The 25,016-nt window shown below is 74.0% G+C and carries 23 protein-coding genes; 11 read left to right on the plus strand and 12 right to left on the minus strand.

The genetic code is table 11. The features are described 5' to 3' along the window. Positions 1-27 precede the first annotated feature (27 nt). Both ACIBQ8_RS12540 and ACIBQ8_RS12545 read left to right on the plus strand, forming a co-directional pair. Positions 28-1,620 carry an alpha/beta hydrolase gene (locus tag ACIBQ8_RS12540; RefSeq protein WP_397191969.1) on the plus strand — a complete coding sequence of 531 codons (1,593 nt, stop codon included), beginning with the start codon at positions 28-30 and terminating at the stop codon, positions 1,618-1,620. 36 nt (positions 1,621-1,656) lie between these two features. Beyond that, a complete protein-coding gene (locus ACIBQ8_RS12545) occupies positions 1,657-2,499 on the plus strand; it encodes a GNAT family N-acetyltransferase (protein WP_352319456.1) in 843 nt (280 codons plus the stop codon). Between the two features lie 10 nt (positions 2,500-2,509). On the opposite strand, the gene ACIBQ8_RS12550 is transcribed toward ACIBQ8_RS12545, so the two are convergent. Genes ACIBQ8_RS12550 through ACIBQ8_RS12560 form a run of 3 tightly spaced genes read right to left on the minus strand, consistent with a single transcriptional unit; the run spans position 2,510 to position 4,924 of the window. After that, positions 2,510-2,887, minus strand: a complete 378-nt coding sequence (locus ACIBQ8_RS12550) for a DUF3037 domain-containing protein (protein ID WP_397179570.1) — start codon at positions 2,885-2,887, stop codon at positions 2,510-2,512. Next, on the minus strand, positions 2,884-3,696 hold the full coding sequence (locus ACIBQ8_RS12555) for a HipA family kinase (RefSeq protein ID WP_397179571.1): 813 nt from the start codon (positions 3,694-3,696) through the stop codon (positions 2,884-2,886). The genes ACIBQ8_RS12550 and ACIBQ8_RS12555 overlap by 4 nt, the downstream gene beginning before the upstream one ends. A gap of 49 nt (positions 3,697-3,745) precedes the next feature. After that, entirely contained in the window at positions 3,746-4,924 is a 1,179-nt protein-coding gene (locus tag ACIBQ8_RS12560) for an FAD-dependent oxidoreductase (protein WP_397179572.1), read from the minus strand. A gap of 62 nt (positions 4,925-4,986) precedes the next feature. Between ACIBQ8_RS12560 and ACIBQ8_RS12565 the strand changes: the two genes are divergently transcribed. Then, positions 4,987-5,442 carry a MarR family winged helix-turn-helix transcriptional regulator gene (locus ACIBQ8_RS12565; protein ID WP_397191970.1) on the plus strand — a complete coding sequence of 152 codons (456 nt, stop codon included), beginning with the start codon at positions 4,987-4,989 and terminating at the stop codon, positions 5,440-5,442. A gap of 70 nt (positions 5,443-5,512) precedes the next feature. Here ACIBQ8_RS12565 and ACIBQ8_RS12570 read toward each other — a convergent pair whose 3' ends face one another. Then, positions 5,513-6,382 carry a TIGR03619 family F420-dependent LLM class oxidoreductase gene (locus ACIBQ8_RS12570; protein ID WP_397179574.1) on the minus strand — a complete coding sequence of 290 codons (870 nt, stop codon included), beginning with the start codon at positions 6,380-6,382 and terminating at the stop codon, positions 5,513-5,515. Further along, complete coding sequence (locus ACIBQ8_RS12575; protein WP_397179575.1) at positions 6,379-7,626, minus strand: LLM class flavin-dependent oxidoreductase; 1,248 nt, start codon at positions 7,624-7,626, stop codon at positions 6,379-6,381. Before ACIBQ8_RS12575 ends, ACIBQ8_RS12570 begins: the two co-directional genes overlap by 4 nt. Positions 7,627-7,712: 86 nt before the next feature. Here ACIBQ8_RS12575 and ACIBQ8_RS12580 point away from each other — a divergent pair, with 86 nt between their 5' ends. The 3 genes from ACIBQ8_RS12580 to ACIBQ8_RS12590 all read left to right on the plus strand — a co-directional run bounded on the left by ACIBQ8_RS12580 (position 7,713) and on the right by ACIBQ8_RS12590 (position 12,239). After that, a complete protein-coding gene (locus tag ACIBQ8_RS12580; protein WP_397191971.1) occupies positions 7,713-8,534 on the plus strand; it encodes a TIGR03619 family F420-dependent LLM class oxidoreductase in 822 nt (273 codons plus the stop codon). A 9-nt stretch (positions 8,535-8,543) separates the two neighbouring features. Next, on the plus strand, positions 8,544-10,082 hold the full coding sequence (locus ACIBQ8_RS12585; RefSeq protein ID WP_397191972.1) for a serine/threonine-protein kinase: 1,539 nt from the start codon (positions 8,544-8,546) through the stop codon (positions 10,080-10,082). Positions 10,083-10,190: 108 nt separating this feature from the next. After that, positions 10,191-12,239 (plus strand): PASTA domain-containing protein, encoded by a 2,049-nt coding sequence (locus tag ACIBQ8_RS12590; protein WP_397191973.1) that lies wholly within the window; start codon positions 10,191-10,193, stop codon positions 12,237-12,239. Positions 12,240-12,319: 80 nt separating this feature from the next. On the opposite strand, the gene ACIBQ8_RS12595 is transcribed toward ACIBQ8_RS12590, so the two are convergent. Continuing rightward, positions 12,320-12,841 carry a TetR/AcrR family transcriptional regulator gene (locus ACIBQ8_RS12595; protein WP_397179579.1) on the minus strand — a complete coding sequence of 174 codons (522 nt, stop codon included), beginning with the start codon at positions 12,839-12,841 and terminating at the stop codon, positions 12,320-12,322. A 151-nt stretch (positions 12,842-12,992) separates the two neighbouring features. Here ACIBQ8_RS12595 and ACIBQ8_RS12600 point away from each other — a divergent pair, with 151 nt between their 5' ends. Then, complete coding sequence (locus tag ACIBQ8_RS12600; RefSeq protein WP_397191974.1) at positions 12,993-15,170, plus strand: MMPL family transporter; 2,178 nt, start codon at positions 12,993-12,995, stop codon at positions 15,168-15,170. A 16-nt stretch (positions 15,171-15,186) separates the two neighbouring features. Here ACIBQ8_RS12600 and ACIBQ8_RS12605 read toward each other — a convergent pair whose 3' ends face one another. Genes ACIBQ8_RS12605 through ACIBQ8_RS12620 form a run of 4 tightly spaced genes read right to left on the minus strand, consistent with a single transcriptional unit; the run spans position 15,187 to position 17,809 of the window. Next, positions 15,187-15,498, minus strand: coding sequence for a hypothetical protein (locus ACIBQ8_RS12605; RefSeq protein ID WP_352319407.1), 312 nt, complete (start codon positions 15,496-15,498; stop codon positions 15,187-15,189). Between the two features lie 24 nt (positions 15,499-15,522). Next, positions 15,523-16,188 (minus strand): ArsR/SmtB family transcription factor, encoded by a 666-nt coding sequence (locus ACIBQ8_RS12610; protein WP_397179582.1) that lies wholly within the window; start codon positions 16,186-16,188, stop codon positions 15,523-15,525. Next, on the minus strand, positions 16,188-16,679 hold the full coding sequence (locus ACIBQ8_RS12615; RefSeq protein ID WP_397179584.1) for a cupin domain-containing protein: 492 nt from the start codon (positions 16,677-16,679) through the stop codon (positions 16,188-16,190). Before ACIBQ8_RS12615 ends, ACIBQ8_RS12610 begins: the two co-directional genes overlap by 1 nt. Before the next feature lie 41 nt (positions 16,680-16,720). After that, positions 16,721-17,809 carry an alcohol dehydrogenase catalytic domain-containing protein gene (locus ACIBQ8_RS12620; RefSeq protein ID WP_397191975.1) on the minus strand — a complete coding sequence of 363 codons (1,089 nt, stop codon included), beginning with the start codon at positions 17,807-17,809 and terminating at the stop codon, positions 16,721-16,723. Positions 17,810-17,938: 129 nt separating this feature from the next. Between ACIBQ8_RS12620 and ACIBQ8_RS12625 the strand changes: the two genes are divergently transcribed. The 3 genes from ACIBQ8_RS12625 to ACIBQ8_RS12635 are packed head-to-tail and all read left to right on the plus strand — an operon-like array spanning position 17,939 to position 22,546. Next, the gene (locus tag ACIBQ8_RS12625; RefSeq protein WP_397191976.1) at positions 17,939-19,171 is read left to right on the plus strand and encodes an ABC transporter substrate-binding protein; all 1,233 of its coding nucleotides are present in this window, start codon (positions 17,939-17,941) and stop codon (positions 19,169-19,171) included. Continuing rightward, positions 19,168-21,804, plus strand: a complete 2,637-nt coding sequence (locus ACIBQ8_RS12630; RefSeq protein ID WP_397191977.1) for an ATP-binding cassette domain-containing protein — start codon at positions 19,168-19,170, stop codon at positions 21,802-21,804. The genes ACIBQ8_RS12625 and ACIBQ8_RS12630 overlap by 4 nt, the downstream gene beginning before the upstream one ends. A gap of 1 nt (position 21,805) precedes the next feature. After that, positions 21,806-22,546, plus strand: coding sequence for an ABC transporter ATP-binding protein (locus ACIBQ8_RS12635; protein WP_397191978.1), 741 nt, complete (start codon positions 21,806-21,808; stop codon positions 22,544-22,546). On the opposite strand, the gene ACIBQ8_RS12640 is transcribed toward ACIBQ8_RS12635, so the two are convergent. Both ACIBQ8_RS12640 and ACIBQ8_RS12645 read right to left on the minus strand, forming a co-directional pair. Beyond that, positions 22,538-23,266, minus strand: a complete 729-nt coding sequence (locus tag ACIBQ8_RS12640) for a dienelactone hydrolase family protein (RefSeq protein ID WP_397179589.1) — start codon at positions 23,264-23,266, stop codon at positions 22,538-22,540. The two genes, ACIBQ8_RS12635 and ACIBQ8_RS12640, sit on opposite strands and share 9 nt — an antisense overlap. Before the next feature lie 45 nt (positions 23,267-23,311). After that, complete coding sequence (locus tag ACIBQ8_RS12645; RefSeq protein ID WP_397191979.1) at positions 23,312-24,205, minus strand: LysR family transcriptional regulator; 894 nt, start codon at positions 24,203-24,205, stop codon at positions 23,312-23,314. A gap of 73 nt (positions 24,206-24,278) precedes the next feature. Here ACIBQ8_RS12645 and ACIBQ8_RS12650 point away from each other — a divergent pair, with 73 nt between their 5' ends. Further along, positions 24,279-24,935: a type 1 glutamine amidotransferase domain-containing protein gene (locus ACIBQ8_RS12650; protein ID WP_397179591.1), complete on the plus strand. Its 657-nt coding sequence runs from the start codon at positions 24,279-24,281 to the stop codon at positions 24,933-24,935. Positions 24,936-25,016 lie beyond the last annotated feature (81 nt).

The following is a 25,016-nucleotide window of genomic DNA, read 5'->3' on the forward strand; positions in this document are numbered from 1 at the left end:
AGGGCCATGACGAGGGGGAGGGGCTGGGTGAAGCGCGTATTCAGTGTTGCCGTCGGCATCGCGGTGCTGGTCGCCGGGGTTGTCAGCGCGGACGGAGTGGCGTCGGCCGGCAGGGGCGCGGCCTGGGGGGCGCAGCAGGTGGTCTGGGGGCCGTGCCCGGCGAAGGAGGGCAAGACGGTCCGGGCCGACCTTGAGTGCGCCACCGTACGCGTGCCGCTCGACTACCGCGACTCCTGGGGCCAGTCGATCAAGCTGGCGATCAACCGCATCAAGGCCAAGGTGTCCAGGGACGGCAACCATCTCGGCACCCTGCTGATCAACCCGGGCGGCCCGGGGGCCTCGGGCCGTGACCTGACCGAGTTCGTCTCGAACGGGCTGCCGAACCGGCTGGGCGAGCGTTACGACGTCGTCGGGTTCGACCCGCGCGGGGTCGGCGGCAGCGAGCCGTCGCTCCACTGCGTGGACCCCGACACCTACTACCGGGCGCCGCGGCCCGACGCGGTGCCGCACACGGCCGGCGACGAGAGCAAGCTGCTGGCCAGGGCCGACGAGTACGCCACCCGCTGCGGCGACCTCTGGGCCTGGATGCTGCCGCACCTGACGACCGAGAACTCGGCCAGGGACATGGACACGATCAGGGCGGCCCTGGGCGAGGAGAAGATCAGCTACCTGGGCTACTCGTACGGCACCTACCTCGGGGCCGTCTACGCCACCCTGTTCCCGCAGCGGGTCAGGCGGCTGGTCATGGACAGCACGGTCAACCCCGAGGGCGTCTGGTACCGGTCGAACCTGGGCCAGGACGTCGCCTTCGAGCGCCGCCACCGCGCCTTCCTCGCCTGGACGGCCCGGCACAACGACGTCTACCGGCTGGGCGGCACGCTGAAGCAGACCTCGTTCGCCTACTACGCGATGCGCGACCGGCTGCGCACCCGCCCGGCCGGCGGCGTGGTGGGGCCGAGCGAGCTGGACGACACCTTCACCCTCGGCGGGTACACCGACCGGGTGTGGCCGGAGTTCGCCCGCGCCTGGTCCGCCTACGTGCGCAAGGGCGACGTGCAGCCGCTGGTGGAGGCGTACAACCGGCGCGGCAAGAACGACGCCGACGACGAGAACGGCTACGCCGTCTACCTCGGCGTGCAGTGCCGCGACGCCGCGTGGCCGCGCGACTGGGACAAGTGGCGCACCGACATGGCCCGCCTCCACCGCAGGGCGCCGTTCCTGACCTGGCCGAACGCCTGGTTCAACGCGCCGTGCGCGTTCTGGCCGGTCAAGGGCGGCACGCCGGTCGCGGTGCACGCCTCGCCGAAGCTGCCGCCGGTGCTGTTCCTGCAGTCGCGCGACGACGCCGCGACGCCGTACCGGGGGGCGCTGGCCATGCGCCGGCGGTTCCCGCGCAGCGGCATGGTGATCGACGAGGGCGGCAACCACGGTGTGTCGCTGGCCGGCAACCGGTGCGTGGACGGCCACCTCGCGGCGTACCTGGCCGACGGCACCCTGCCGGCCCGGACGGCGTCCTGCGCGGCCCTGCCGGACCCGTCGCCCGCCGCCCACCTGGCCGCCCACATGGCCGCGGGAGGCGCGCAGGGTCACGATCGGCTCACCGACGTGCTGTCCCGGTGAGCTATTCGGGGGACGTTCGCGTAGTCTGACCATGTGATGCTGCGTACATCGGCGTCGCGCGTGCTCGACGACAGCGACCGGGACGAGGTTCTCGCCCTGCTTGACTGCGATCCGGTCGCCAACGTCTTCGTCTCCTCCCGGGTGCGGGCCGTCGGACTCAATCCGGCACGCCTCGGGGGGCAGATGTGGGGGTTCGGGCCGCGCGGCGGGCTCGTGTCGCTCTGTTACGCCGGCGCCAACATGGTCCCGGTCAACGCCGGCCCCGAGGCCGTGCACGCGTTCGCCGACCGTGCCCGCAAGCAGGGGCGCAGGTGCTCGTCCATCGTGGGCCCCGTCGAGGCGGTGTCCCTGCTGTGGGAGCGGCTGGAGCCGCACTGGGGCAGGGCGCGGGCCATCCGGTGGGCGCAGCCGGTGATGGCGACCTCCAGCAAGGCCCCCGTGCCCGCCGATCCGCTGGTGCGCCGGGTGCGGCCCGAGGAGTTCGACATCGTGCTGCCGGCGTGCGTGGCGATGTTCACCGAGGAGGTGGGCGTCTCGCCCAACCTCGGCGACGGCGGCGCGCTCTACCGCACCCGGGTCGCCGAGCTGATCCGCATCGGCCGCTCCTACGCCCGCATCGACGACGGCCGGGTGGTGTTCAAGGCGGAGGTGGGCGCGGTCACGCCGCACGCCTGCCAGATCCAGGGCGTGTGGGTGGCCCCCGACCAGCGCGGCAAGGGCCACGCGGTGGCGGGCATGGCGGCGGTCGTGGAGGCGGCGATGAGCTGCTTCGCCCCCGTCGTGTCGCTCTACGTCAACGACTTCAACCACTCGGCGCGGGCCGTCTACCGCAAGGTGGGGTTCCGCGAGGTGGACACCTTCATGTCGGTGCTGTTCTGAGGGTGTGCGGCTAGAGGCGGACCAGCTTGTCGAACAGCCGGGCCAGCTCGGTGCCGGGGTCGGCGGTGAGGCCGGCGTGCACCGGCCCGGTCTGGACGATCGTGCTGCGCGGCGCGGTCAGCCAGCGGAACCGGCCGCCCAGCGGCTCGCTCGCGAGGGGGCCCGGCCGGTCGCCGCAGGCCCGCTCGTAGGCGCTGAGCGCGTGGCGCACGCCGTCGAGGTCGGCGCCGGGGTCGAGGGCGCGCAGGCGGGCCGGGTCGAGGTGCACGCGCGCGCACAGGTAGTCGCGTGGCTGGCAGTAGAGCAGCACGCCGGCGTTGATCAGCTCGCCGCGCTCGACCTTCGGCATGACGCGGATCACCGCGTACTCGTAGACGTCTCTGGTCACCGGCTGCCTCCCCGCCAGAATTCGCCGACCGAGCCGGGCCCGGCCGCCCTGCGTTCCTTGTCGGGGCCGCGCAGCAGCCACTCGCGCGGCCCGTGCGCCCGGCTCAGCAGATGGTCGATGTAGGACTCCCGGACGGCCTGGGCGGAGTCGAAGCCCGGCTCGCCGTCGAGCCATTCGTCGGGCACCAGGGCCGTCACCTCGCCGAGCAGGTCGCGGGTGATCCGGCCGGCCAGCTCGTCGCCGGCGGCGGGCACGTCGGGCGCGAACGGCGCGAGCACGTGGTCGCCGGTGTCGAAGGCGCGCTGCGGGTCGGCCGTGCGCCAGTTGTGGTGGAACCACAGGGCCGCGCCGTGGTCGATGAGCCAGATGTCGCGGTGCCAGACCAGGAGGTTGGGGTTGCGCCAGCTCCGGTCGATGTTGTGGATCAGGCCGTCGAACCAGACCACCCTGGAGGCGAACACCGGGTCGGGGATCCAGCCCAGGGGGTCGAACCCGAGCGCGCCGGGCAGGAAGTCGACGGCCAGGTTGAGGCCGGTGCTGGCCTTGAGGAGGTCCTGGACCTCCTCGTCGGGCTCGCGGACGCCGAGCTGCGGGTCGAGGTCGATGAGCTTGAGCTCGGGAGTGCGCAGCCCCAGCCGGCGGCCCAGCTCGGCGGCGATGATCTCCGCGACCAGCACCCGCCGGCCCTGCCCCGCCTCGCGGAACTTCACCACGTACGTGCCGAGGTCGTCGGCCTCGACCACGCCCGGCAGCGACCCGCCCTCCCGCAGCGGGGTCACATATCGGGTGGCTGCGATCTTTTCCAGCACGGGACGAGGCTATCGTCCCCCTGGCCCCCATCCGTAACTCCGGGCCGGTTCAACGCGCCGGTGGCCGGACAGGACGGGCGAAAGGGGCGAACGGCTGCCGCAACGAGGCTTCGACGGCGGTGAACGCGTAGTCGAGCATGGCGTGTTCGTAGGCCGTCTTCGCCTCGGCGAGCGGGCGGCCCGCGGCGGCGGCAGCGGCCAGCTCCGCGCTCAGGGTGCGCGCGTCGCGCAGCGCGACGTTCGCGCCCTCGCCGCGCCCCGGGCTCATGCTGTGCACCGCGTCGCCGAGCAGGGTCACCGCGGGCTCGTCCCAGGGGCGCACCCGCCGGGCCGAGTGGGTGTGCACCAGGAACGTCGCCTCGGGGTCGGCCCGCTCGACGATCCGGCGCACGCCCTCGTGCCAGCCGGCGACCGTGGCGAGCGCGAGCCGGTGCAGGGCGGCGGGGGAGGTGTCGTCCGGCAGGGGGCCGGGGGCGGTCAGCGTCCAGGAGAAGTAGCCGGGGACGTCGGTCAGCTCCAGGCCGGGGGCGTGCCGGGCGGCGGCCTCGGCCACCGGCGCGCAGGGGCGGCAGGTGGCGACCGAGATCGCGGTGTGGTCGGGCGCGGTGACGCGGTTGAAGGTGTCGACCAGGTCGGCGGGCGTGGCGGCCAGCAGGTCGGGGGTCAGGACGGTCCTGCCGTACAGGGCCCAGTCGAGCCGGTCCACGACGGCGTCGGGGAGGAGCTGGGCGCGGACGCGGGAGCCGACGCCGTCCGCGCCGGCGAGCAGGTCGCCGTCCAGGGCGGAGCCGCCGGCGAGGTGGGCGCGGACGCGGCCGCCGGGCAGCGGCTCGTACCGGCTGAACTCGGTGCCGAAGCGCACGTCGAGGCCGGACAGCAGGATCTCGCGCAGGGTGAGCCGGTTGACGCCGAAGCCGGCCACGCCGGGGAGCTGCGGCGGGACGTCCTTGGAGAACTTGGGGACGAGCCGGGTGTCCATGAAGGTCATGCGGGTGGCCGGGCGGATGGAGGTGGCCACGGCCAGGTCGTACAGGTCGGGGGGCAGGATCTCGCGCAGCGCCGCGGCGCCGGTCTCCTTGAGGCTGATGCGGTACCCCTGGGGGCGGTGGCCGGCCGAGGGGTCGCGCTCCAGGACGGTGACCTGGAAACCCGCCGTGCGCAGGCCCTGGGCCAGGGATAAGCCGCCGATGCCGCCTCCCGCGACGATGATGTGGGCAGAAGTGTCCATGGATCCGACGATAGACGATAGCTGTCGCGACAGTAAATGCTTGCGCCAGCTATTCTGGTCGCGTGACCGACGATCGAATGCCGCCGTCGTTCGAGCTGGTGCTGGGCGGCGGGTCGCTGCTCGTGCAGGTCGGACGGGAGCTCAACACCGAGACCGAGCGCCGCCTGGCTCCGCTCGGGCTCACCGCGCAGCAGGCGGCGCTGCTGCTGCACGCGGCGGGCGGGCGCAGCACGCCCGGCGTGCTGAAGGGCCGGCTCGGCACGGACACGGCCGGGATGACCCGGCTGCTGGACCGGCTGGAGGCCAAGGGGCTGCTGCGGCGGGTCCGGCGGCCGGAGGACCGGCGCTCGGTCGTCATCGAGCTGACGGACGAGGGGCACGCGCTGGTGCCGCGCCTGCCGCCGATCTTCGGCGGGGTCAGCCGCCAGGTCTTCTCGGGCTTCTCCGGGGAGGAGATCGAGCAGGTCACGGGCATGCTGCGGCGGATCATGGCCAACCTCGCCGAAGGGGGGCCGTGACCGGGACGCGCGCGCGCCGCGCCTCCCGGCCAGCATCGCCGGGGCTGCCGGAGCCCCCGGGGCTCAGGGGTCAGAGTTTGGCGATGACCTCCTCGGCGAAGCGCTCCATCGTGGCGATCTTGAGGTCGAGGCTGTCCTCGCCGTACCGGGCCTTCTCCTCAGGGGTGGCCAGCCACCAGGGTGCCGCCATGGTGGCGGTCACGCCCTTGGCGGCGAAGCGGCGGTAGGTCTCGGCGTCCGGCAGCACGGCCAGCGGGGCGACGATGTCGAACGGGCCCGTCCTGCCGTTCTCGTCGAGGTGCCGGCGGAGGGTGTCGAGCACCGGGTCGAGCTGCTCCTCGGTGTAGATGCGGTTGCCCAGCCAGCCGTCGCCGAAGCGGGCGGCCCGGCGCAGCGCCGCCTCGCTGTCGCCGCCCACGTAGACGGGCACGGGCCCGGCCGGCGTGGGGGAGATCGACAGCGGCGGCAGGCCGTCCAGCTCGACGGTCTCGCCCGACCACAGGGCGCGCAGCGTGGGCAGCATCCGGTCGAGGCGGCGGCCCCGGGTGTGGAAGTCCTGGCCGGTGCCGAGGAACTCCTCCTCGCACCACCCCACCCCGACCCCGAACGTCACCCGTTCCCGCGACAGCACCGCCGCCGTGGAGACCAGCTTGGCCACGGTGAACAGGTCGCGGGCGGGGGCGATGTAGACGTTCGGCGAGAAGCGCAGCGTCGTGGTGGCCGTGGCCATCGCGCCGATCGTCACCCACACGTCGGGCCAGTGCGTCTCGGCGCTCCACCGGGGCGCGCCCGACCGCGAGTACGGGTACCGCGAGGCGAAGTCGGCGTAGAACAGGTGGTCCGACAGCGTGAAGGTGTCGAAGCCGCAGCGCTCGGCCGCCCGCGCCAGCTCCACGAACTGGTCGGTCGGGACGAACGACGCCCCCAGCCACATCTTCATCGGAACTCCGGCGCGACCTTGGTGGCGAACATCTCCAGGTTCCGCTTGACCGTGTCCAGCGGGAGCACGCCCTGCTGCCCCTGCATGTACAGGCCGAACCACTCCAGGTCCGGCATGCGGTCGAGCATGCGCTGGATGCCGCGCTTGACGTCGTCCGGCGTGCCGAACAGCGCCATCTCCACGTCGTTCATGCGCTTGGCGTCGCCCTTCTCGGGGGAGATCGGCTTGTGCTTCTCGTCCTCCTTCTTGCGCAGCACCTCCAGGTAGCCGAAGGGGCCGAAGAAGGCGGCGAAGTCCTTGGGGATGCTGCGGCCGAAGGTGTTGATGGCCTCCTCGGTGGTGTCCGCGATGCCGACGATCTTCAGGATGCCGGTGTGCTCGCCCAGCTTGTAGTGACGGCCCTGCCGGGCCGACTCCTCCTGGTAGAGCTTGGCCTTGGCGGCGTGGTCGTCGGGGTTGGGGGTGAACATCCACGGCAGGATGTCCTCCTGCGCGGCCCTGATCACCGACCGGTCGGAGATCGTGAACGGCTGCCACAGCTCCGGATGCGGGTTCTGGTACGGCCGGGGGCAGACCGAGATGGCCTGGATCTTCCCGTCGTCGGAGACCTCGCCGGGGGCCCCGAAGGTCTTGGTCCATTCCATCGCGGGCCAGCCCTCGATACCGTCGTAGGGGTATGGCACCTCGTAGTCCAGCACGTCGGACTTGTAGCGGAGGGTCTCCTGCGTCCAGGCCATCTTCATGATCTTCAGCACCTCGCCGAAGACGTCGAAGTTCCGCGTGTCCGAGGCCGAGCCGTCGGACCGGGCGGCGGCGGCCTGCCAGCGCTGGCCGAGGACGTTCATCCAGCGGTTCTGGTAGCCGCGGGCCACGCCGAGCCGCAGGCGGCCCTTGCTGAACTGGTCGAGCAGCGCCACGTCCTCGGCGGCCCTGATCGGGTCCCAGGCGGGCAGCACCATGCCGAGCGGGGCGAGCAGGATGCGCTCGGTCCGCGCGGCGAGGTCGGTGAGGAACATCAGCGGATTGACCGAGAACTCCATCCCCTCGGAGTGGAAGTGGTGCTCGGTCATCATCAGCGCGTCGAACCCGATCTGGTCGGCGTGGACGGCTATCTCCCGCACCTCGTGCAGCAGCCGCTGATAAGACTCGGTGTCGCGTCCGATGGGACGCCGTGCCTTGGCGTTCTCCTCGGCCGCGTATCCAGAGCCTGGAATCTGCGGATTCAGGAAGATAGAGAACTTCACCGGGAACCTCTTTCCGCGGACGTCGCCTTGCAAGCTACCCTGGAAATCTTAGCCGAGCAATCGCTTGGTTGACATGAGGAGGCCGTATGAGGCTGGGTGTCACGATGTTCGCCACGGATCTGGCCATGCCGGTCCAGGACCTCGCGGCCGCGGCCGAGGAGCGCGGGTTCGACTCGCTCTACCTGCCCGAGCACACCCACATCCCGGTCAGCCGCCGCACGCCGCCCGCCGGCGGCCAGGCCGAGCTGCCCGAGGAGTACAAGCGCACCCTGGACCCGCTGGTCGCGCTCTCCTTCGCCGCCGCCGCGACCCGGCGGCTGCGCGTCGGCACCGGCATCCTGCTCGCCGCCCAGCGCGACCCGATCGTGACCGCCAAGGCCCTGGCCACGCTCGACCACCTGTCGGGCGGGCGCGTGGTGGTCGGCGTCGGGTTCGGCTGGAACGTCGAGGAGATCGAGAACCACGGCGTGCCGTACGGGCGGCGGCGCGAGGTCGCCCGGCGCAACGTGCTGGCCATGCGGGCCTTCTGGCGGGACGAGGTGGCCGCCGTCGAAGGGCTCGAGCCGTCCTGGTCGTGGCCCAAACCCGCGCACGACCTGCCCGTCTACCTCGGCGGGGCGGCCGGGCCGAAGCTGTTCGCCCACATCGCCGAGTACGGCGACGGCTGGATGCCCATCGGCGGCAAGGGCATCAAGGACGCGCTGCCCGCCCTGCGCGAGGCGTGCGAGAAGGCCGGGCGGCCGATGGCCAGGGTGATCCCGTTCGGGACGCTGCCCACCAGGGAGAAGCTGGACTACTTCGCCGGGCTCGGCATCGAGGAGGCCGTGGCCACCCTGCCGAGCGGCCCGGCGGACGCCGTGCTGCGCGCCCTCGACGGCTACGCCGCGCTGCTGCCGGCGGTGTCATAATGACGCCCTATGTCCGAGCTCCGTGCTGATGATCCCCGACGGCTGGGGGAGTACCGGCTCTCGCGCCGGCTCGGGCAGGGCGGCCAGGGCGTCGTCTTCCTCGGTCACTCGGCGGCCGGGGCGCAGGTCGCGATCAAGCTGCTGCACGCGAGCGTGTCCAAGGACGCCGACGTGCGGCGCAGGTTCCTCGGCGAGGTCGAGGCGGTGCGCCGGGTCGCGGCCTTCTGCACCGCCCAGCTCCTCGACGCCGACCTCGACGGCGACCGGCCCTACCTGGTCAGCGAGTACGTCGAGGGGCCGTCGCTGGGCGAGCACGTGGTGGCCGGTGGGCCGCGGAGCGGCGGCTCGCTCGACCGGCTGGCCATCGGCACCGCCACCGCCCTGGGGGCGATCCACCGGGCGGGGGTCGTCCACCGGGACCTGAAGCCGGGCAACGTGCTGCTCAGCCTCGACGGGCCGCGGGTGATCGACTTCGGGGTGTCCCGGCTGATGGACGCCGCCGCCACCACGACCAGGTCGCCCATCGGCACGCCGGCCTACCTGTCGCCCGAGCGCATCAACGGGGAGCCGGCGGGGCCGCCCGCGGACATGTGGGCGTGGGGGCTGACCGTGGCGTACACGGCCGGGGGGCGGCACGCGTACATGGCGGACACGTACCCGGAGGTCCTGGCCCGGATCCTGTACGGCAAGCCGGACCTGCGCGGGTTGTCGGGGCGGCTGCGGGAGATCGTGGAGGCGTGCCTGGCCCACGACCCGCGCGACCGTCCGGACGCCGAGGAGACGCTGCGCGCGCTGCTCGGCCAGGACGGCGGAACCGGCGACGTCCTCCCCTCCGGCGCCCAAGCCGCCACCCCCACCCCACCACCCCCCTCCCCCCGCCCCACCCCGATCACCCCCACCCCCACGACCACCCCCGACAGGACCCCCACCACAGCGCCCGGGCGAGCCCCCACCTCACCTGCCGAAGGCACGCCCGCCGTCGCGGCCTTCCCTCTCTCCGAAGGGACGACCGCCGTCGCGGCCGGGGGAGTGGCCGCCGCCCCTTCCCCCAAGGGGACGCCCGCCGTCGCGTGGCGGAGGTGGCAGGTGGGCGTGGCGGTGGCCGGGGTCGTGCTCGGGGTCGCAGGGTTCGTGTTCTGGTGGCGCACGTCCCAAGAACCCGGCCTGGACGGCACCCGGAAGGGGACGTCCCAGCACGCCCCCACCCCGACCACCGAAAAACCGGACACCACCCGCACCGCCCTCGACGGCACCTGGACGGGATCGGCCGAGCACCCCACGGCCGGCCGGGTCTTCCCGGTCGAGCTGCGCCTGCGCGCCGACGGCGAGTCCACCATGCGCTGGGGCGCCGACCTGCACTGCTCCGGCCGGCTCGCCCCCACAAAGAGCGCCGTCGTGTACGCGCTCGGCCAGGTCAAGGGCCAGGCGTGCCACGCCGGGACGGTCCGCATCGTCCCCTCGGACGACCCCGACCGGTTCCTGGTCAAGGTGACCCGGTCCGACACCGGCGCCGTCATGTACGCGGGCCAGCTCTCCCGTGCCACCTGACCGGCTGTGTCACGGTCAGGCGGCGATTGGCGTGCACACTGTTGACTGAACGCCGCCCGTTGCCTTCAGTGGAGAGCAAGAAGGGGTGGCGGCGAGGGGAGGCGCCCCGTGCCGACGGCGCAGCCGCTGAGAACGGGGGACCCGCACAGACTCGGCGAGTACGAGCTCGCCGGGCGGCTGGGTGAAGGCGGGCAGGGCGCGGTGTTCCTCGGTTCGCGAAGCGGCGAGAGGTACGCGGTCAAGCTGCTGCACGGGCCCGTGGGGGATGAGCAGGGCGCGTTCCTGCGCGAGGTGGAGCTGGCCAAGCACGTGGCGCGGTTCTGCACGGCCCAGGTGATCGACGCCGGGTTCGACGAGGGCCGGCCGTACATCGTGAGCGAGTACGTCGACGGGCCCTCGCTGCACCGGGAGGTCTCGCTGACCGGGCCGCGGCACGGCGGAGCGCTGGAGCGGCTGGCGGTCGGCACCGCGACCGCGCTGGCCGCGATCCACCGGGCGGGCATCGTGCACCGGGACTTCAAGCCGCAGAACGTGCTGCTCGGGCCCGACGGGCCGCGGGTGATCGACTTCGGGCTGGCCAGGGCGCTGGACGCGGCGGCCACGGTGACGAACAGGGGCGTGGGCACGCCGGCGTACATGGCTCCCGAGCAGATCACCGCCTCGGCCGTGACCGGGGCGGCCGACGTCTTCTCCTGGGGCGCGACGATGTGCTTCGCGGCCAACGCGAGCGCGCCGTTCGGGCAGGACTCGGTGGCGCCGGTGCTGCACCGCATCCTGACCGCGCCGCCCGAGCTGGGCCGGCTGGACGGGCGGCTGCGCGTGCTGGTCGCCGCCTGCCTGGACAAGGACGTCAGGAACCGGCCCACCAGCAGGGAACTGCTGCTCGCGCTGCTCGGCGAGCCGGACGCGCCGGACCGGGGGCACGGCGACGTGCCGCTGGTCCCCGGGCAGCGTCCCCCCGTGCCGCTGGCCGAGCCGGAGGTCACCGGCGTGGCCGGCGCCTACCACCTGCGCTCGCGGACGGGAGCCGGGCCGGAACCTCCCACGTCCACCGGCCCGGCGGCCCAGCCCGGCCCGACGACGCCGGTCGAGGCGCCCCCGCCAGGCCCGACGACGCCGGTCGGTGCGCCCCCGCCAGGCCCGAGGCCGTCGGACGGCCTGCGGACGCGGGCCGGGACGGGCGCGCCGGACCGGCCGGGCCGGGGACGCGGGGCCCGGTGGGTGCAGGCGGTCGTGGCGGTGTGCGCGGCGCTGGTGGTGACCGCGGTCGTGCTCACCGTGATCGTGCCCGCGCTCAACGGCCACCGCTCCGGCCAGGCGTCCGTGCTGCCGGCGCCGCCGCCGCGCCCGGCGGGTTCGGCGCACGCCTCCTCGCGGCCGGGCGGGAAGACGGCGGACCGGCAGCGCGTGCCCACCGTCGCGCCCGCCGTCGAGCCCACCGGCGTACCGGTCGGGGTGCCCACCGGCGAGCCGACAGCCGGGCGGCCGGTGACGGTCGTGGTCCCGCCGCTGACCGGCCTGGACCGGGCCGACGCGGTCAAGGCGCTCAAGCAGGCCGGGCTGACCGTCGGCGCGGTCACCAGGACCGACTCGCCGCGGGAGATCGGCCGGGTCCTGGGCAGCCGTCCGGCGGCCGGCACGGTGGTGGGCCGGGGCGGCGCGGTCGCGCTGGAGGTGTCGGCGGGGATGCCGGTGCCGTCCCTGGTCGGGCAGGGGCGCAAGGAGGCCGAGGCGGCGCTCACCGCCGCCGGACTTGCGGCGGGGACGGTCACCCGGGCCTGCTCCGGCCGGCCGGACGGCCAGGTGCTCGCGACGCGGCCGGAGGCGGGCGCGCGGCTGCCGGGCGGCGCGCCGGTGGCGCTCACGGTGGCCCGCCAGGGCGTGCAGGTGCCGTCCGTGGTGGGGCGGTCCCGCGCCGACGGCCGGGCCGGCCTGGTCGCGGCCGGCTTCACGGTACGGTCCCGCGCCCAGGTCGTGGACGACGATGCCAAGGCGGACACCGTCCTGAGCCAGAGCCTGACCCCGGGAACCTGCGCCGCGCCCGGGGACGTGGTGGTGATCACGGTCGGCGTCGTCGGCCAGTCCGGCGGCCCCGGCCCCGAGGAGCCCACGCAGACCCCGACCGGCCCCGCCACCGACCCCTCGACCGGCCTGTAGCCACCACCGGCGCGCCGGAAAGCGGCGGAGAAGCGGCCGGAAAGCAGCGGGGAAGCGGCGGGGACGCAGCGGGGAAGTCGTCAGAAGGCCAGCGCGGACTCCAGCATGACCGCGGTGACCTGGTCCTCGGGCAGGTCCATGGTCTTGACCACCCCCCACTGCAACGCCCCGAGCAGCGCCCAGCACCTGACCCTGGCCTCGGGGCCCGGGTTCTCGCCGGCGAGCTTGGCGAAGATCTCGTCCCTGAACGTGCCGACGACCGCGCGCTCGGAGCCGGGCGGCTGGGTGTCGTCGGCCGCCAGGTCCTCCATGAACAGGCGGATCACCGCGCGGTGCCGGACCGCGAAGACGGCCAGGGCCTCGACGAACGCCTTGCGGTCGGGGTGGTCGGTGTCGAGCAGCGTGATCATCTCGGCCGCGGCGGGGGAGAGCAGTTCGGAGGCCAGCCGGTCCTTGGGGTGGAAGTGGTAGGCGACGGCGGTCTTGGTCAGCCCGACCGCGGCGGCGATGTCGGCCAGCGAGGTGCCCGCGTAGCCGCGCTCGGCGAACAGCTCGCGCGCGGCCGCCAGGATCCGGGAGCGGGTGTCGTCGGGTGTGGTCATCGTCTCATTTCCCACGGGATCCGGAATTTCGGATGTCCTCCGTTTTATCGTAGTCCTGTACGACCGTACAGGACGGCCGTCGGGCAGGGGCGAGACGATGACGCGGTTTCTTGGTCGGCTGGGTGGCTGGTGTGCGCGGCACGGGCGGATCGTGCTGGCCTTATGGGTGGCCCTGGCCGCAGGCCTGATGGGCGCGAGCCTCGCGCTCGGCAGCCCGGTCAGCAACGACGCCTCCATCCCGGGCACCGACGCGCAGCGCGCGCACGACCTGATGAAGGAGGGCTTCGGCCCCGGCTACGCCACCGGCGGAACCGTGCAACTCCTGCTGTACTCCGCGGACGGGAAGCTCACCGACGAACCGCGCAAGCAGGCCGTCGAGCGCTCGGTGGCCGCGATGCGCACGATGCCGCACGTCGTCCAGGTGGACACGCCCTACCGGATGGGCGGCATCGCCTCGAACCTGCAGATCGGCGTGATCACCGTCAAGATGCAGGGCAACGACCCCGACAAGGTGGGCGAGGACACCCAGGCCCTGTCCGACGCCGCGGCCCCGGCCAGGGACGCCGGGCTGGAAGTGGTGCCCGCCGCCGACTCCAACCCGGCCAGCAAGGAGATCAAGACCGGGCCGAGCGAGATCATCGGCGTGGTCTGCGCGCTGCTCGTGCTGGTCTTCGCCTTCGGGACGCTGGTCGCCGCGATGGTGCCGATCTTCGCCGCGCTGGTCAGCGTCGCGACCGGGCTCGGCGTGATCGGCCTGCTCGGCTACGTCGTCGACATGCCGAAGCAGGCCGGGATCATGTCCACGATGATCGGGCTCGGCGTCGGCATCGACTACGCGCTGTTCCTGCTGTCGCGCCACCGCAAGCTGCTGGCCGACGGCGTGCCGGTCGTGGAGTCCGTGCGCCGGACGGTGGCCAGCTCGGGCGGGGCCGTCGTGTTCGCCGGCGGCACGGTGATCATCGCGTTGAGCGCGCTGATGCTGGCCGGGTTCCCGCTGCTCAGCACGCTCGGCTGGGTGACCGGCATCTCCGTCGTCTTCGCCGTGCTGACCTCGGTCACGCTCGTGCCCGCCCTGCTCGGGCTGCTCGGCCACCGCGTCAACGCGCTCAAGGTGCCGCTGGTGCGCGGGCGGTCGTCCACCCGCGGCGGGGGCGCCGGCTGGGCCGGGCTCGGCGCGTGGGTGGCGCGCCGGCCGTGGCGGGTGCTGATCGGCAGCGTCCTGGTGCTCGGCGCGCTGGCCGCGCCCGCGCTCGCGCTGAAGCTGGGGCCCCTGGACGAGGGCTACGCGGCCAAGGACTCGGCCGGGCGGCGCGCGTACGAGCTGATGGCCACGGCCTTCGGGCCCGGCAGCAACGGCCCGCTGATCGTGGTCGCCGAGCTGCCGGAGAAGGTCTCCGGCGCCGGGGACGCCACCGTGAAGCGGATCGCCGACGAGGTCGCCCGCGTCGACGGGGTCGCCCACGTGTCGGACCCGAAGGTGAACGACTCCGGCCGCTCGGTCCTGCTCCAGACGATCAGCGACTACGCGCCGAGCGACCCGAAGGCGGCCGAGGTGGTCAGGGAGGTCAGGGCCATTTCGATCCCGGGCGTCCAGGTGCACGTCGGCGGCAAGGTGGCCGGGCTGACCGACGCCGGCGACCGCATGAACGAGCGCACCCCGCTGGTCATCGGCGTGGTCGTGCTGCTCAGCGCGCTGCTCCTGCTGTTCGCCTTCCGCGCGCCGGTCGTCGCGATCAAGGCCGCCGTGATGAACCTGGTGTCGCTGGGCGCCGCGTTCGGCGCGCTCGCGCTGGTGTTCTCGATCGGCCTCGGCAGCGGCCTGGTCGGCATGGACGCCCCCATGGACTCCTCCTACCTCCAGACGCTGTTCTTCTCCGTGCCGATCGAGAGCTACGTGCCGCTGATGCTGTTCGCGGTGCTGTTCGGCCTGTCGATGGACTACGAGGTGTTCCTGCTGACGGCGGTGCGCCAGGCCCACGCCCGGCACGGCGACAACAGCCGGGCGGTGGCCGAGGGCCTCGGCTCGACCGGCCGGGTCATCACCTCGGCCGCCCTGATCATGGTGGCGGTGTTCGTGGCGTTCATCGCCTATCCGGACGCGATGGTCAAGACGTTCGGCGTCGGCCTGGCCGTGGCCATCGCGGTGGACGCGACCGTCATCCGCGGCTTCCTCGTGCCGGCCACGATGGTGCTGCTCGGCCGGGCGAACTGGTGGTGCCCGCGCTGGCTGGACCGGCTGCTGCCGAACCTGTCGGTCGAGGGGCACGAGGAGGACGAGCCGGAGCCGCGCCGCGAGCGCGCGCAGGAGCCGGTGGCCGCCGGGCGCTGACCCCGGCGGCGGCCGGTCAGTCGGGGTCGTCGAGGTGGCAGGCCGGCACCCAGCCGACGACGCCGGTGGCCGCGTCGGTGCCGTGGTGCCACAGGGTGCTGTCGAAGGCGTCGTCGCAGCGGAACAGCTCGTGCTCCTCCGACCGGTCGGAGTCGAAGCCGTCGCCGGGACGGCCCACGCCGAGCTGGGCCGCGCCGCCCTTCGGCTCGCTCCAGATGACCACCTCGCGGCTGCGGAAGTCGTAGCGGTAGCGGGCCTGCGCAGGGCCGGCGCCGCCCACCGTCACGACCGCGAGCAGGCCGGCCGCGACGGCTCCTCTGGCGAGCATGCGGACCTCCCTCACTGTGGGCGATTACCCGCTCACAGTACGCTCCCGGACGACCTTGTGCCCGGCACGCCGCCAGCCGATCAGGCCGCCGTCCAGCGGGCGGGCGTCGAGACCGCGCTCGCGCAGCAGGCGGGCGGCCTGCGGGGAGAGCACGCAGTACGGCCCGCCGCAGTAGGCCACGACCCGGGCGTCGGCCGGCAGCTCGGCCAGGCGGCCCGCCAGGTCGTCCAGGGGCACCGAGATCGCGCCCGGCAGGTGGCCCTTGGCGTAGGCGGCGGCCGACCGGACGTCGACGACCACCGTGCCGGGGTCGGCCAGCCTGGCGGCCAGCTCGTCGGCCGTGATGCCCGACAGGTCGCCCAGGTGCTCCCGCACCGCCTCGCGCAGGCCGGACAGCCGGTCGTGGGCGAAACGCTGGAGGTCGCCCAGGAAGCGCGAGACCTGCTCGTCGGCCAGCCGGTAGCGGATGCGCGTGCCGTCCCGGCGGCTGGTCACCAGGTGGGCCGCGTGCAGGTGCTGGAGCTGGGCCGAGGTGTTCTTGAGCGGCACGCCCGCCGCCTTCGCCAGCTCCTCGACCGTGCGCTCGCCCTGGTCGAGCACGTCGAGCAGGCGCAGCCGCACCGGGCTGGCCAGCGCCTTGCCGACGCGGGCCAGCTGCCGGTAGACGGGCTCCTCGGGGAAATCCGCCATCAGACCGCGTACTGGTCGTGGCGCAGCCAGAGTTCGGTCCACTCCTCGGAGGTGAGCTCGCGGCCGCTGTGGGTGATCTCGGCCAGCTCCTCGAAGTACGCCTCGCGCGGCGCGCCCGGCGTGAAGAGCACCAGCATCGAGGCCGGCTCGCCCGAGGCGTTGCGGAAGGCGTGCACGCCGCCCTCGGGCACGTGCAGGAAGTCGCCGGGGCGGCCGTCGGCCCACTTGTCGCCGTCGTAGAGCTGGACGGTGCCGGTCAGCACGTAGAACGACTCGGTGATGGTCCGGTGGAAGTGCGGGGACGCGCCGCCGGGACGCGGGCCCATCTCCCAGCGGTACAGGCCGTAGGCGCCGTTGGTCGAGCCGCCGGTGCCCAGGTAGTGGACGCGGGTGCCGGTCGCCATCGACAGGTCGGGGCCGTTCTCGGCCCGGCGGAGGGTGGCGCTGATCTCGCCGGTCTCGGCCAGGTAGCGCTGCTGGGGGTACGACATGGGACAACCTCCACTATTCCAAAGGAAATTAGAATAGCGCCTCAGAACGTGATGACCGTGCGGGCGACCGTCCCCTGGCGGACGTGGGCGACGGCCTCGTTGATCCGGTCGAGGGGGAGGCGTTCGGTGATCAGGCCGTCGAGGTCGAGACGGCCGCGCAGGTACTGGGCGGCCAGCATGGGCAGGTCGCGGTGCGGCGCGGCGTCGCCGCCCTGGGTGCCCATGAGGCGGCGGGAGGAGAACAGCAGGCCGGTGTCCAGCGCCATGGGATGGCCCTGGGGCGGGCTGCCGACCATGACCGTGGTCCCGCCCGGCTGGGTGGCGGCGAACGCCTCCGCCAGCACGCCGGGGACGCCGGTCGCGTCGAAGGCGTAGTCGACGCCGCCGCGGACCAGCGCGCTCACCTGGCGGGGCAGGTCGCCGGCGGTGAGCAGGTGGGTGGCCCCGAAGCGCTCGGCCAGCTTGAGCTTCCCCTCGGCCACGTCCGCGGCGATGATCGTGGTGGCGCCGGCGAGCACCGCGCCCTGGATGACGTTGAGCCCCACGCCGCCGCAGCCGACCACCAGGACCGAGGCGCCCGGCGGCACCTCGGCCACGTTCAGCACCGCGCCCACGCCGGTGACCACGCCGCAGGCCAGCAGGCACATGGCGGCGAAGGGCGCGTCCTTGGCGATCTTGACGCACATGGCCTCGGCGACCACCGCGTACTCGGCGAACGAGCCGATGCCGATGAAGCGGCGGGTCTCCCGGCCGTCCAGGGTGACCCTGGGCGGGCCGCCCATGATGGTCGGCAGCCGCTGCGGGCCCGAGCACAGGTGGAAGCGGCCGGAGCCGCAGTGGCGGCAGCGCCCGCAGGGGCCGCTCATGGCGATGATGACGTGGTCGTCCGGCCGGACGGAGGTGACGCCCGCGCCGACGCTCTCCACCACGCCCGCGCTCTCGTGCCCCAGGATGAACGGCGGCGCGCCCACCACCGGGCTCTTGCCGTCGATGGCCTTGAGGTCGGAGCCGCACACGCCCGAGGCCCTGATCCGGACGCGCACCTCGCCGGGCCCGGGGTCGTCGATCTCGACGTCGCGGATCTCCATCGGGGCGTGGAACCCGGTCAGCACGGCCGCGCGCATCAGCATGGGCCCACGCTAGCCCGGCGCGCCTGCTGCGAGCAAGCGGTTGCTCGGTAGGCCGTTGACACCCCTTCCCGGCAAATCTACGCTCAGCGAAACCAAGCGAGCGCTAGGCCGAATCGCGAGGAGAACAACATGGTACGGCGGGGCGCGGCGGCGCTCATCCTGACGCTGCTCGTCGCCGGCTGCGCGGCCCGGCAGAGCGGCGCGGCCCAGTCGGGCGCGGGAGTGACGGACACCACCATCAAGATCGGCGGCGTGCTGACCAAGACCAGCGCGAGCGGCTACTCGACCAGGGACGCCGAGATCGGGGCGAAGGCCAGGTTCGCCCGCGCCAACGCCGAGGGCGGCGTGCACGGCCGGAAGATCGACTTCATCGGCGCCGAGGACGACGCCCAGGACGCGGCCAAGGGCGACGCGGCGGCCAAGAAACTCGTCCAGAAGGACCAGGTGTTCGCCCTGGTCCCGGTGCACGCCCCGAACTTCGGCGGGGCGGCCTTCCTCGAACAGCAGGGCGTCCCCTGGTTCGGCTGGGCCACCGGGCCGCAGTGGTGCGGCACCAGGACCGGGTTCGGCTACAACGGCTGCCTGGCCCCCAAGCAGGGCGCCGGCTCCCAGACGTGGTGGGGCAGGCAGATGGCCGACCTGCTCGGCGGCGCCGCCGGCAAGAGCGTCTACGTGCAGACCAGCGACTCCAGCGGCAGCAAGTACGGCGGCACCACCATCTCCCAGTCGTTCACCGCGGCCGGGTTCGAGCTGGTCGGCGTCAACTCCGGCCTGCCGGCCGCCGCCCCGCCCCCCGACTGGCTCCCGTACGTCAACAAGATCATGACCTCGGACGGCGGCAAGGCCCCCGACGTCGTCGTCTCGGTGATCGCCGGCACCAAGTTCAACGTCGGGCTCTACGCGGCGCTCAAGCGGGCCGGGTACAAGGGCGTGCTCACCGACGCCACCAGCTACGACCTGGCCATCCTCAAGGACCCGGCCGGCGCGCAGGCGCTCGACGGCGTGATCGCCGCGCCCATGTTCGAGCCGTTCGAGTCGCCGGCGCCCGAGATCGCCCAGCTCAAGAAGGACGTCGAGCAGGTCGCCCCCGGCGCCGCGCTCACCCAGCACCTGGCGATCGGCTACTGGGCCGCCGACATCTTCCTCGACGTGCTCAAGCGCACCGGCAAGGACCTGACCAGGGAGAAGTTCCTGGCCACCGCCAACGGCGACTACCTCTACGAGAACCCCGGCTTCGGCCGCATCCGCTACCCGCGGGACCACGACGAGCCCAACGGCTGCGGCGCCCTGGTCAAACTGGAGGGCGGGGCCTTCCAGGTGGCCAGGAGGATGGCCTGCTTCGACAACGTGCCGCTGAAATGATCCTCCAGTACGTGCTCAGCGGCCTGGTCACCGGGGCCGTCTTCGCGATCATGGGCTCCGGCCTGACCCTGTCCTACGCGGCGACCGGGGTGTTCAACTTCGCCCACGGCGCCGTCGGCTTCCTGGCCGCCCTGGTGTTCTACGAGCTCACCGCCGCCGCCGGGCTGCCCGCCTGGCTGTCGGCGGTCGTGGCGGCCGGGCTGTTCGCGCCCGCGCTCGGCTACCTGCTGCACCGGGCCATGTTCCGCGGGCTCGCCCAGGCGGGGGAGACCGCGCAGATCGTCGCCACCATCGGGCTCACGATCGCGCTGCCCGCGCTCGGCCTGCTGGCCGTGGAGCTGGCCGGGCTGCCCGCCACGGACGCCACCTCGCTGCCGCGCGGCCTCGGCCCCCATCCGGCCGAGTCGTTCGACCCGCTCGGCGTGCGGCTGGACACCGACCAGCTCATCACCTTCGCCTTCTCGGCCGTCGCGGCGGCGGGGTTGTGGGCGTTCCTGCGGCACACGCCGTACGGGCTGCGCATGCGCGCCGCCGTGGACCGCCGTCGCCTGGCCACGCTCCGGGGCATCGACGCCGACGCCACCTCGGCGCTGGCCTGGATGCTCGGATCGGGGCTCGCCGGGCTGGCCGGTGTGCTGGCGGCGCCGGTGCTCGGGCTGGACGCGACGGCGTACACGGTGCTGCTGTTCGCCTCGGCGACGGCGGCGGTGTTCGGACGGCTGCGCTCGATCCCCTGGACGTTCGCCGCCGGACTCGCGCTCGGCGTCGTGCAGAACCTGGTCGCCGGGTACACCGACTTCCTGGAGGAGGTCACCGGGCTGCGCACGGCCGTGCCGGTGATCCTGCTGTTCGCCGGGCTGCTGCTGCTGAACCGGTCGCGGGAGCGGGTGGCGGGCAGCGCCGCCGAGGACGTCCCGCCGCCCGACCACCTGGCCGGGGTGCCGGCCTGGCGCAGGCGGCTGCCGTGGGCGGCGGGCCTGGCCGCGCTGGCGGCCTTCGCCCTGCTCGGGCCGGAGTACTACGTGGGCGTCGCGGCCCAGGGGCTGGTGCTGGCGCTGATCTTCTGCTCGTTCGTGGTGGTGACCGGGATCGGCGGCATGGTGAACCTGGCGCAGGCCGCCTTCGCCGCCATGGCGGCGCTGACCTGCGGGTGGGCGTTCGCCTCCGGGCTGCCGTTCGTCGTGGCGATCCTGCTCGGGGTGGCCGCCGCGGGGGCCGTAGGGCTGGTCGTGGCGCTGCCCGCGCTGCGGCTGGGCGGGCGGGTGCTGACGCTGGCCACGCTGGCCCTGGCCTTGCTGGCCGACCAGGTGCTGTTCCAGGTGGACGCCTTCAGCAACGGGACCATCGGATGGGCGCTGCCGGCGCTCGGGCTCGGCTTCGCCGACACCTCCGACCCGCGGGTGCGGGTGGCCGTGCTGCTGGCGCTGATCGGGCTGGTGGCGCTGCTGGTGCGCAACCTGGAGCGGTCGGCGTCGGGGCGGGCCGTCCTGGCCGTGCGGTCGGCGCCCGCGGCGGCCGTCACCTCCGGGCTGTCCGCGCCGCGCGCCAAGATCGTGCTGTTCGTGCTGGCGTCGGGGATCGCCGGGCTCGGCGGGGTGCTGTTCGCGATCTCCAAGGGGTCGGTGACGGCCACCGACCTGCCGGCGTTCGCCGGGTTCGTCTGGCTGGCCGTGGTGGTGCTCCAGGGCGTGCGCAGGATCGGCGGGGCGGTGCTCGGCGGGCTGGTCGCGGTGGCCGTGCCCGAACTGCTGGCCACCTGGGACGTCTCCGCGCACGTCGGGTCGATCCTGTTCGGCGCGGGCGGCATGATCCTGGCCCGGCATCCGGACGGCGTGCTCACCCAGCTCGCCGAGGCCCGCCATCGCCGCCGCGCCCGCCGCCTCCCCGCCGCTGCTTCCGCCCTGCCTGCCCTGCCTGCCGCGCCTGCCGTTCCTGCCTGGCCTTCGCCCGGCCGGCCGCTGTTCGTGCTGGAGGACGTCGTGGCGGGTTACGCCGACTGCACCGTGCTGCGCGGGGTGCGGCTGGAGGTGCGGCCCGGCGAGGTGGTGGCGCTGCTCGGCGCGAACGGCGCGGGCAAGTCCACCACGTGCGCCGCCGCCGCCGGGGACCTTCCGGTGACCGGCGGCCGGATCCTGCTCGACGGCGTGGACGTCACCGCCTGGCCGGCGCACCGGCGGGCGCGCGCCGGCGTCCTGCTGGCCCCCGAAGGGCGGGGCGTCTTCCCCGGGCTCACCGTGGAGGAGAACCTGCGCACCTGGCTGGACGATCCGGAGCCGGTCTACCGGCGCCTGCCGCAGCTCGCGGCCCGCCGTACGGTGGCCGCGGGCGCGCTGTCGGGCGGCGAGCAGCAGCTCCTCACGCTGGCCCCGGCCCTGGTGCGCCCGCCGCGGGTGCTGATCGCCGACGAGCCCTCGCTCGGCCTGGCCCCGCTCGTGGTGCGGCAGGTGTTCGACGTCTTCGCCGAGCTGCGCGACCGCGGCGTGGCGCTGCTGCTGGTCGAGGAGAAGGCGACCGAGGCGCTGGCCGTCGCCGACCGGGTCGCGTTCATGCGGCTGGGCGCCGTCACCTGGACGGGCCCCCGCTCGGAGGTGGACGGCGACCGGCTGACCGCCGCCTACCTGGGGGTGAGGTGACATGCTGGCGGTGCAGGGCGTGTCCGTGGCCTTTGGCGGCGTCAGGGCGCTGGACGGCGTGTCGTTCGAGGCCGGGCCCGGCCAGGTCTGCGGCGTGATCGGGCCGAACGGCGCGGGCAAGACCACGCTGTTCGACGTGGTGTCCGGGCTGCGCAGGCCGGTCGCGGGCCGCGTCACGCTGGACGGGCGCGACCTGACCGGCGTGTCCGCGCTCCGGCGGGCCAGGGCCGGCGTGCGCAGGACGTTCCAGCGCACGCAGGTGTTCGGCCGGCTCACCGTGGCCCAGAACGTGCTGGCCGCGCTCGACTGGCACGGCGGCGGCGGCGGACTGGCCGCCGACCTGGCCGGGTGGCCGGGCCGGCGGCGGATCGAGCGCGAGCGCGGCGCGCGCGTGGCCGAGGTGCTCGACCTGTGCGGGCTCACCCCGCTGCGCGACGCCTACGCCGCCGCGCTGCCGGTCGGGCAGCGCCGGATGGTCGAGCTGGCCCGCGCGCTGGCCGACCGTCCGCGGCTCCTGCTGCTGGACGAGCCCACCTCCGGCCTGGACGCCGCCCAGACCGCCCGGCTCGGCGCGGTCGTCAGGGCCCTGGACACCACCGTGCTGCTGGTCGAGCACGACATGGGCTTCGTCATGGAGATCTGCGACCGGATCGTCGTCCTGGACCTGGGCAGGGTCATCGCGTCCGGGACGCCGGCGCGGGTCAGGGACGATCCGGTGGTGCGGGCCGCCTACCTAGGCTGAGTGGCGTTCGGTGAAGGACAGGATGCGGCGCCAGGCGTCCTGGCAGATGCCCTCCCACTCCTTGAACGAGCGGTCGAAGAAGGAGTGGGGCGCGCCCTCGTAGACGTGGGTCTCGTGCTCGGTGCCCACCCGGTCCAGCGCCGCGGTGTAGGCGTCGAACTCCTCCGGGCTCGACACCTTGTCCGCGCCACCCCTGAGCAGCAGCAGCGGCGCGCCGGGGCCGGTCTTCGGCTCGTCGATGAAGCGCAGCGCCCCGTAGAAGCCGATGCTCCCGGCCAGGCCGTTGCCCTCCGCGCCCTGACGCCACGACAGCGCGCCGCCCATGCAGAAGCCGACCGTGAACACCGGGCCGGCGGCGGCCAGCTCGGCGGTCGCCGCCGCCGCGTCGGCCTGCACCTGGTCGAGCTTGAGCTGGTCGACGTGGGGCATGTAGTCGAAGTCGTCGCCCCGGTCGTCGGTCGCGGCGGTGCGGCCGAAGTAGTCGATCGCGATCGTGCGGAACCCCGCCTCGGCGAAGCGCACCGCGAGGTCACGGTAGAACGGGTGCAGGCCGCGCACGTCCGGCATGATCACCACGCCGCGGCCGTTGGGCTCGGCCGGGTCGGCCCGGTAGGCCATGAAGCGGGTGCCGTCGGCGGAGGTCAGGGTGATCTGCTCGTGCGCCGCGACCTCGCCCCGGATCGGCGGGGCGGGCGGCCGGCTGTCGGTGGAATGACACATGTGCCCAGCATGCCCAAGCTGATCGCCCGTCATCCACCTTCGTCCTCAGTACGGCGGCGCCGCCCGGAACGCCGCCAGCAGGTGGGCCCGCACCCGCCCCACGGCCGGCCTGGCCGGCGCCCCCGACCGTACGGCCAGGTAGCCGGTGTTGATCGGCGGCTCCGCCGGCTCGCCCAGCGCGACCAGCGTGCCCTCGGCCAGGTCGCGCCGGCACAGGTACGCGGGCAGGACGGACACCCCCATGCCGGCCCGCACCGCGCTCAGCACGCCGCGCAGGTCCGGGATGACGACCTGCGCGGCCATCGACGGCCGCCGCCCGAAGACGGCCCGCCAGTAGCGGCGCACGATCGGCAGCTCCTCGGCGTAGGCCACCACGGGGACCGCGGCCAGCTCCTTGGGCCCGACCCGGCCGGGCGGCAGCGCGCGGGCCACGGACGGCGCCGCCACCAGGACGAACTCCTCGTCGTAGACCGGATCCGCCTGGATGCCGCGCACCCGGGGCCGGATCGTGGACAGCACCAGGTCCAGCCGTCCGGCCGCGAGGTCGGCCAGCAGGTCGTCGGCCAGGCCGAGGGTGGTGCGCAGACGCAGCCCGTCGCGGACGAGCGGGGCGAGCATCGGCATGACCTCCTCGCACAGGAACTCGGCCGGGCCGCCCAGGTGCACGGCCTCGTCCGAGGGCAGCTCCGAGCCGGCCACCTCCTCCAGCGCGTCGAGGGCGGGGGCCACCCGGCGGGCCAGCTCGTCGGCGGCGGGGGTGGGCGCGACGCCGCGCGGCAGCCGGTCGAACAGCGGCCGGTCGAGCGTCGCCTCCAGCGTCTTGACCTGGGCGGTCACCGCGGGCTGCGAGAGGCCGAGCGTCTGCGCGGCGGCGGTGATGGAGCCGGTCCTGTGGACGGCGAGGAAGGTCCGCAGCAGGTCCAGCGAGAGAGAGGACACATCACCATTCTGATGCCACGACCGGCGTTTCGCTATTTGTGGCTGATGGGCCTTCCCGGCCATGCTCGACGGCATGAGCAAGCGCATCCTGATCGTGTTGACCAGCCATGACGACCTCGGCGGCGTGGAGCGTACCGGATACTACGTCCCCGAGGCGGCCCATCCCTGGCAGATCTTCACCAAGGCCGGCTTCGAGGTGGACGTCGCCAGCGTCGCCGGCGGCCGGCCGCCCCGCGACGGCCACGACCCGGACGACCCGGCGCAGGCCGCCTTCCTCGCCACCGGCCTGGACGAGGACACCGCCCCCCTCTCCGGCGTGGACGCCGCGGCCTACGACGCCGTCCTGTACGCCGGCGGCCACGGCACCATGTGGGACTTCCCCGCCGACCCCGACGTGGCCCGGGTCGGCCGCGAGGTCTACGAGCGCGGCGGCGTGGTCGCGGCGGTCTGCCACGGCCCGGCCGCGCTGGTCGGCCTCACCTTGTCCGACGGCTCCCACCTGGTGGACGGCCGGCGGGTGGCCGCCTTCACCAACAGCGAGGAGACCGCGCGGGGCGTGGCAGGGGTGGTGCCGTTCCTGCTGGCCGACGCGCTGACCGAGCGCGGCGCCCGGCACGAGCCCGCCCCCGACTGGCAGCCGCAGGTCGTCGTGGACGGCCGGCTGGTCACCGGCCAGAACCCGGCCAGCGCCGCGCCCCTGGCCGAACAGGTCGTCGCCCTGCTGACCTGACCCCGGCCGACCCCGTCCGCCCTCGGCCGGCCCCGTCCGCCCTCGGCCGGCCCCGGCAGAGGTCGCCGGACGGCGGGCGGC

Source organism: Nonomuraea sp. NPDC049646, from assembly GCF_044465525.1.
GTDB lineage: Bacteria > Actinomycetota > Actinomycetes > Streptosporangiales > Streptosporangiaceae > Nonomuraea.

Coding starts and splice junctions, on each gene's coding strand:
- ACIBQ8_RS12545 (WP_352319456.1), top strand. CDS start 1,657: ATGCTGCGTACATCGGCGTCGCGCGTGCTCGACGACAGCGACCGGGAC.
- ACIBQ8_RS12560 (WP_397179572.1), bottom strand. CDS start 4,924: ATGGACACTTCTGCCCACATCATCGTCGCGGGAGGCGGCATCGGCGGC.
- ACIBQ8_RS12570 (WP_397179574.1), bottom strand. CDS start 6,382: ATGAAGATGTGGCTGGGGGCGTCGTTCGTCCCGACCGACCAGTTCGTG.
- ACIBQ8_RS12580 (WP_397191971.1), top strand. CDS start 7,713: ATGAGGCTGGGTGTCACGATGTTCGCCACGGATCTGGCCATGCCGGTC.
- ACIBQ8_RS12585 (WP_397191972.1), top strand. CDS start 8,544: ATGTCCGAGCTCCGTGCTGATGATCCCCGACGGCTGGGGGAGTACCGG.
- ACIBQ8_RS12595 (WP_397179579.1), bottom strand. CDS start 12,841: ATGACCACACCCGACGACACCCGCTCCCGGATCCTGGCGGCCGCGCGC.
- ACIBQ8_RS12605 (WP_352319407.1), bottom strand. CDS start 15,498: ATGCTCGCCAGAGGAGCCGTCGCGGCCGGCCTGCTCGCGGTCGTGACG.
- ACIBQ8_RS12610 (WP_397179582.1), bottom strand. CDS start 16,188: ATGGCGGATTTCCCCGAGGAGCCCGTCTACCGGCAGCTGGCCCGCGTC.
- ACIBQ8_RS12615 (WP_397179584.1), bottom strand. CDS start 16,679: ATGTCGTACCCCCAGCAGCGCTACCTGGCCGAGACCGGCGAGATCAGC.
- ACIBQ8_RS12620 (WP_397191975.1), bottom strand. CDS start 17,809: ATGCTGATGCGCGCGGCCGTGCTGACCGGGTTCCACGCCCCGATGGAG.
- ACIBQ8_RS12625 (WP_397191976.1), top strand. CDS start 17,939: ATGGTACGGCGGGGCGCGGCGGCGCTCATCCTGACGCTGCTCGTCGCC.
- ACIBQ8_RS12630 (WP_397191977.1), top strand. CDS start 19,168: ATGATCCTCCAGTACGTGCTCAGCGGCCTGGTCACCGGGGCCGTCTTC.
- ACIBQ8_RS12635 (WP_397191978.1), top strand. CDS start 21,806: ATGCTGGCGGTGCAGGGCGTGTCCGTGGCCTTTGGCGGCGTCAGGGCG.
- ACIBQ8_RS12640 (WP_397179589.1), bottom strand. CDS start 23,266: ATGTGTCATTCCACCGACAGCCGGCCGCCCGCCCCGCCGATCCGGGGC.
- ACIBQ8_RS12650 (WP_397179591.1), top strand. CDS start 24,279: ATGAGCAAGCGCATCCTGATCGTGTTGACCAGCCATGACGACCTCGGC.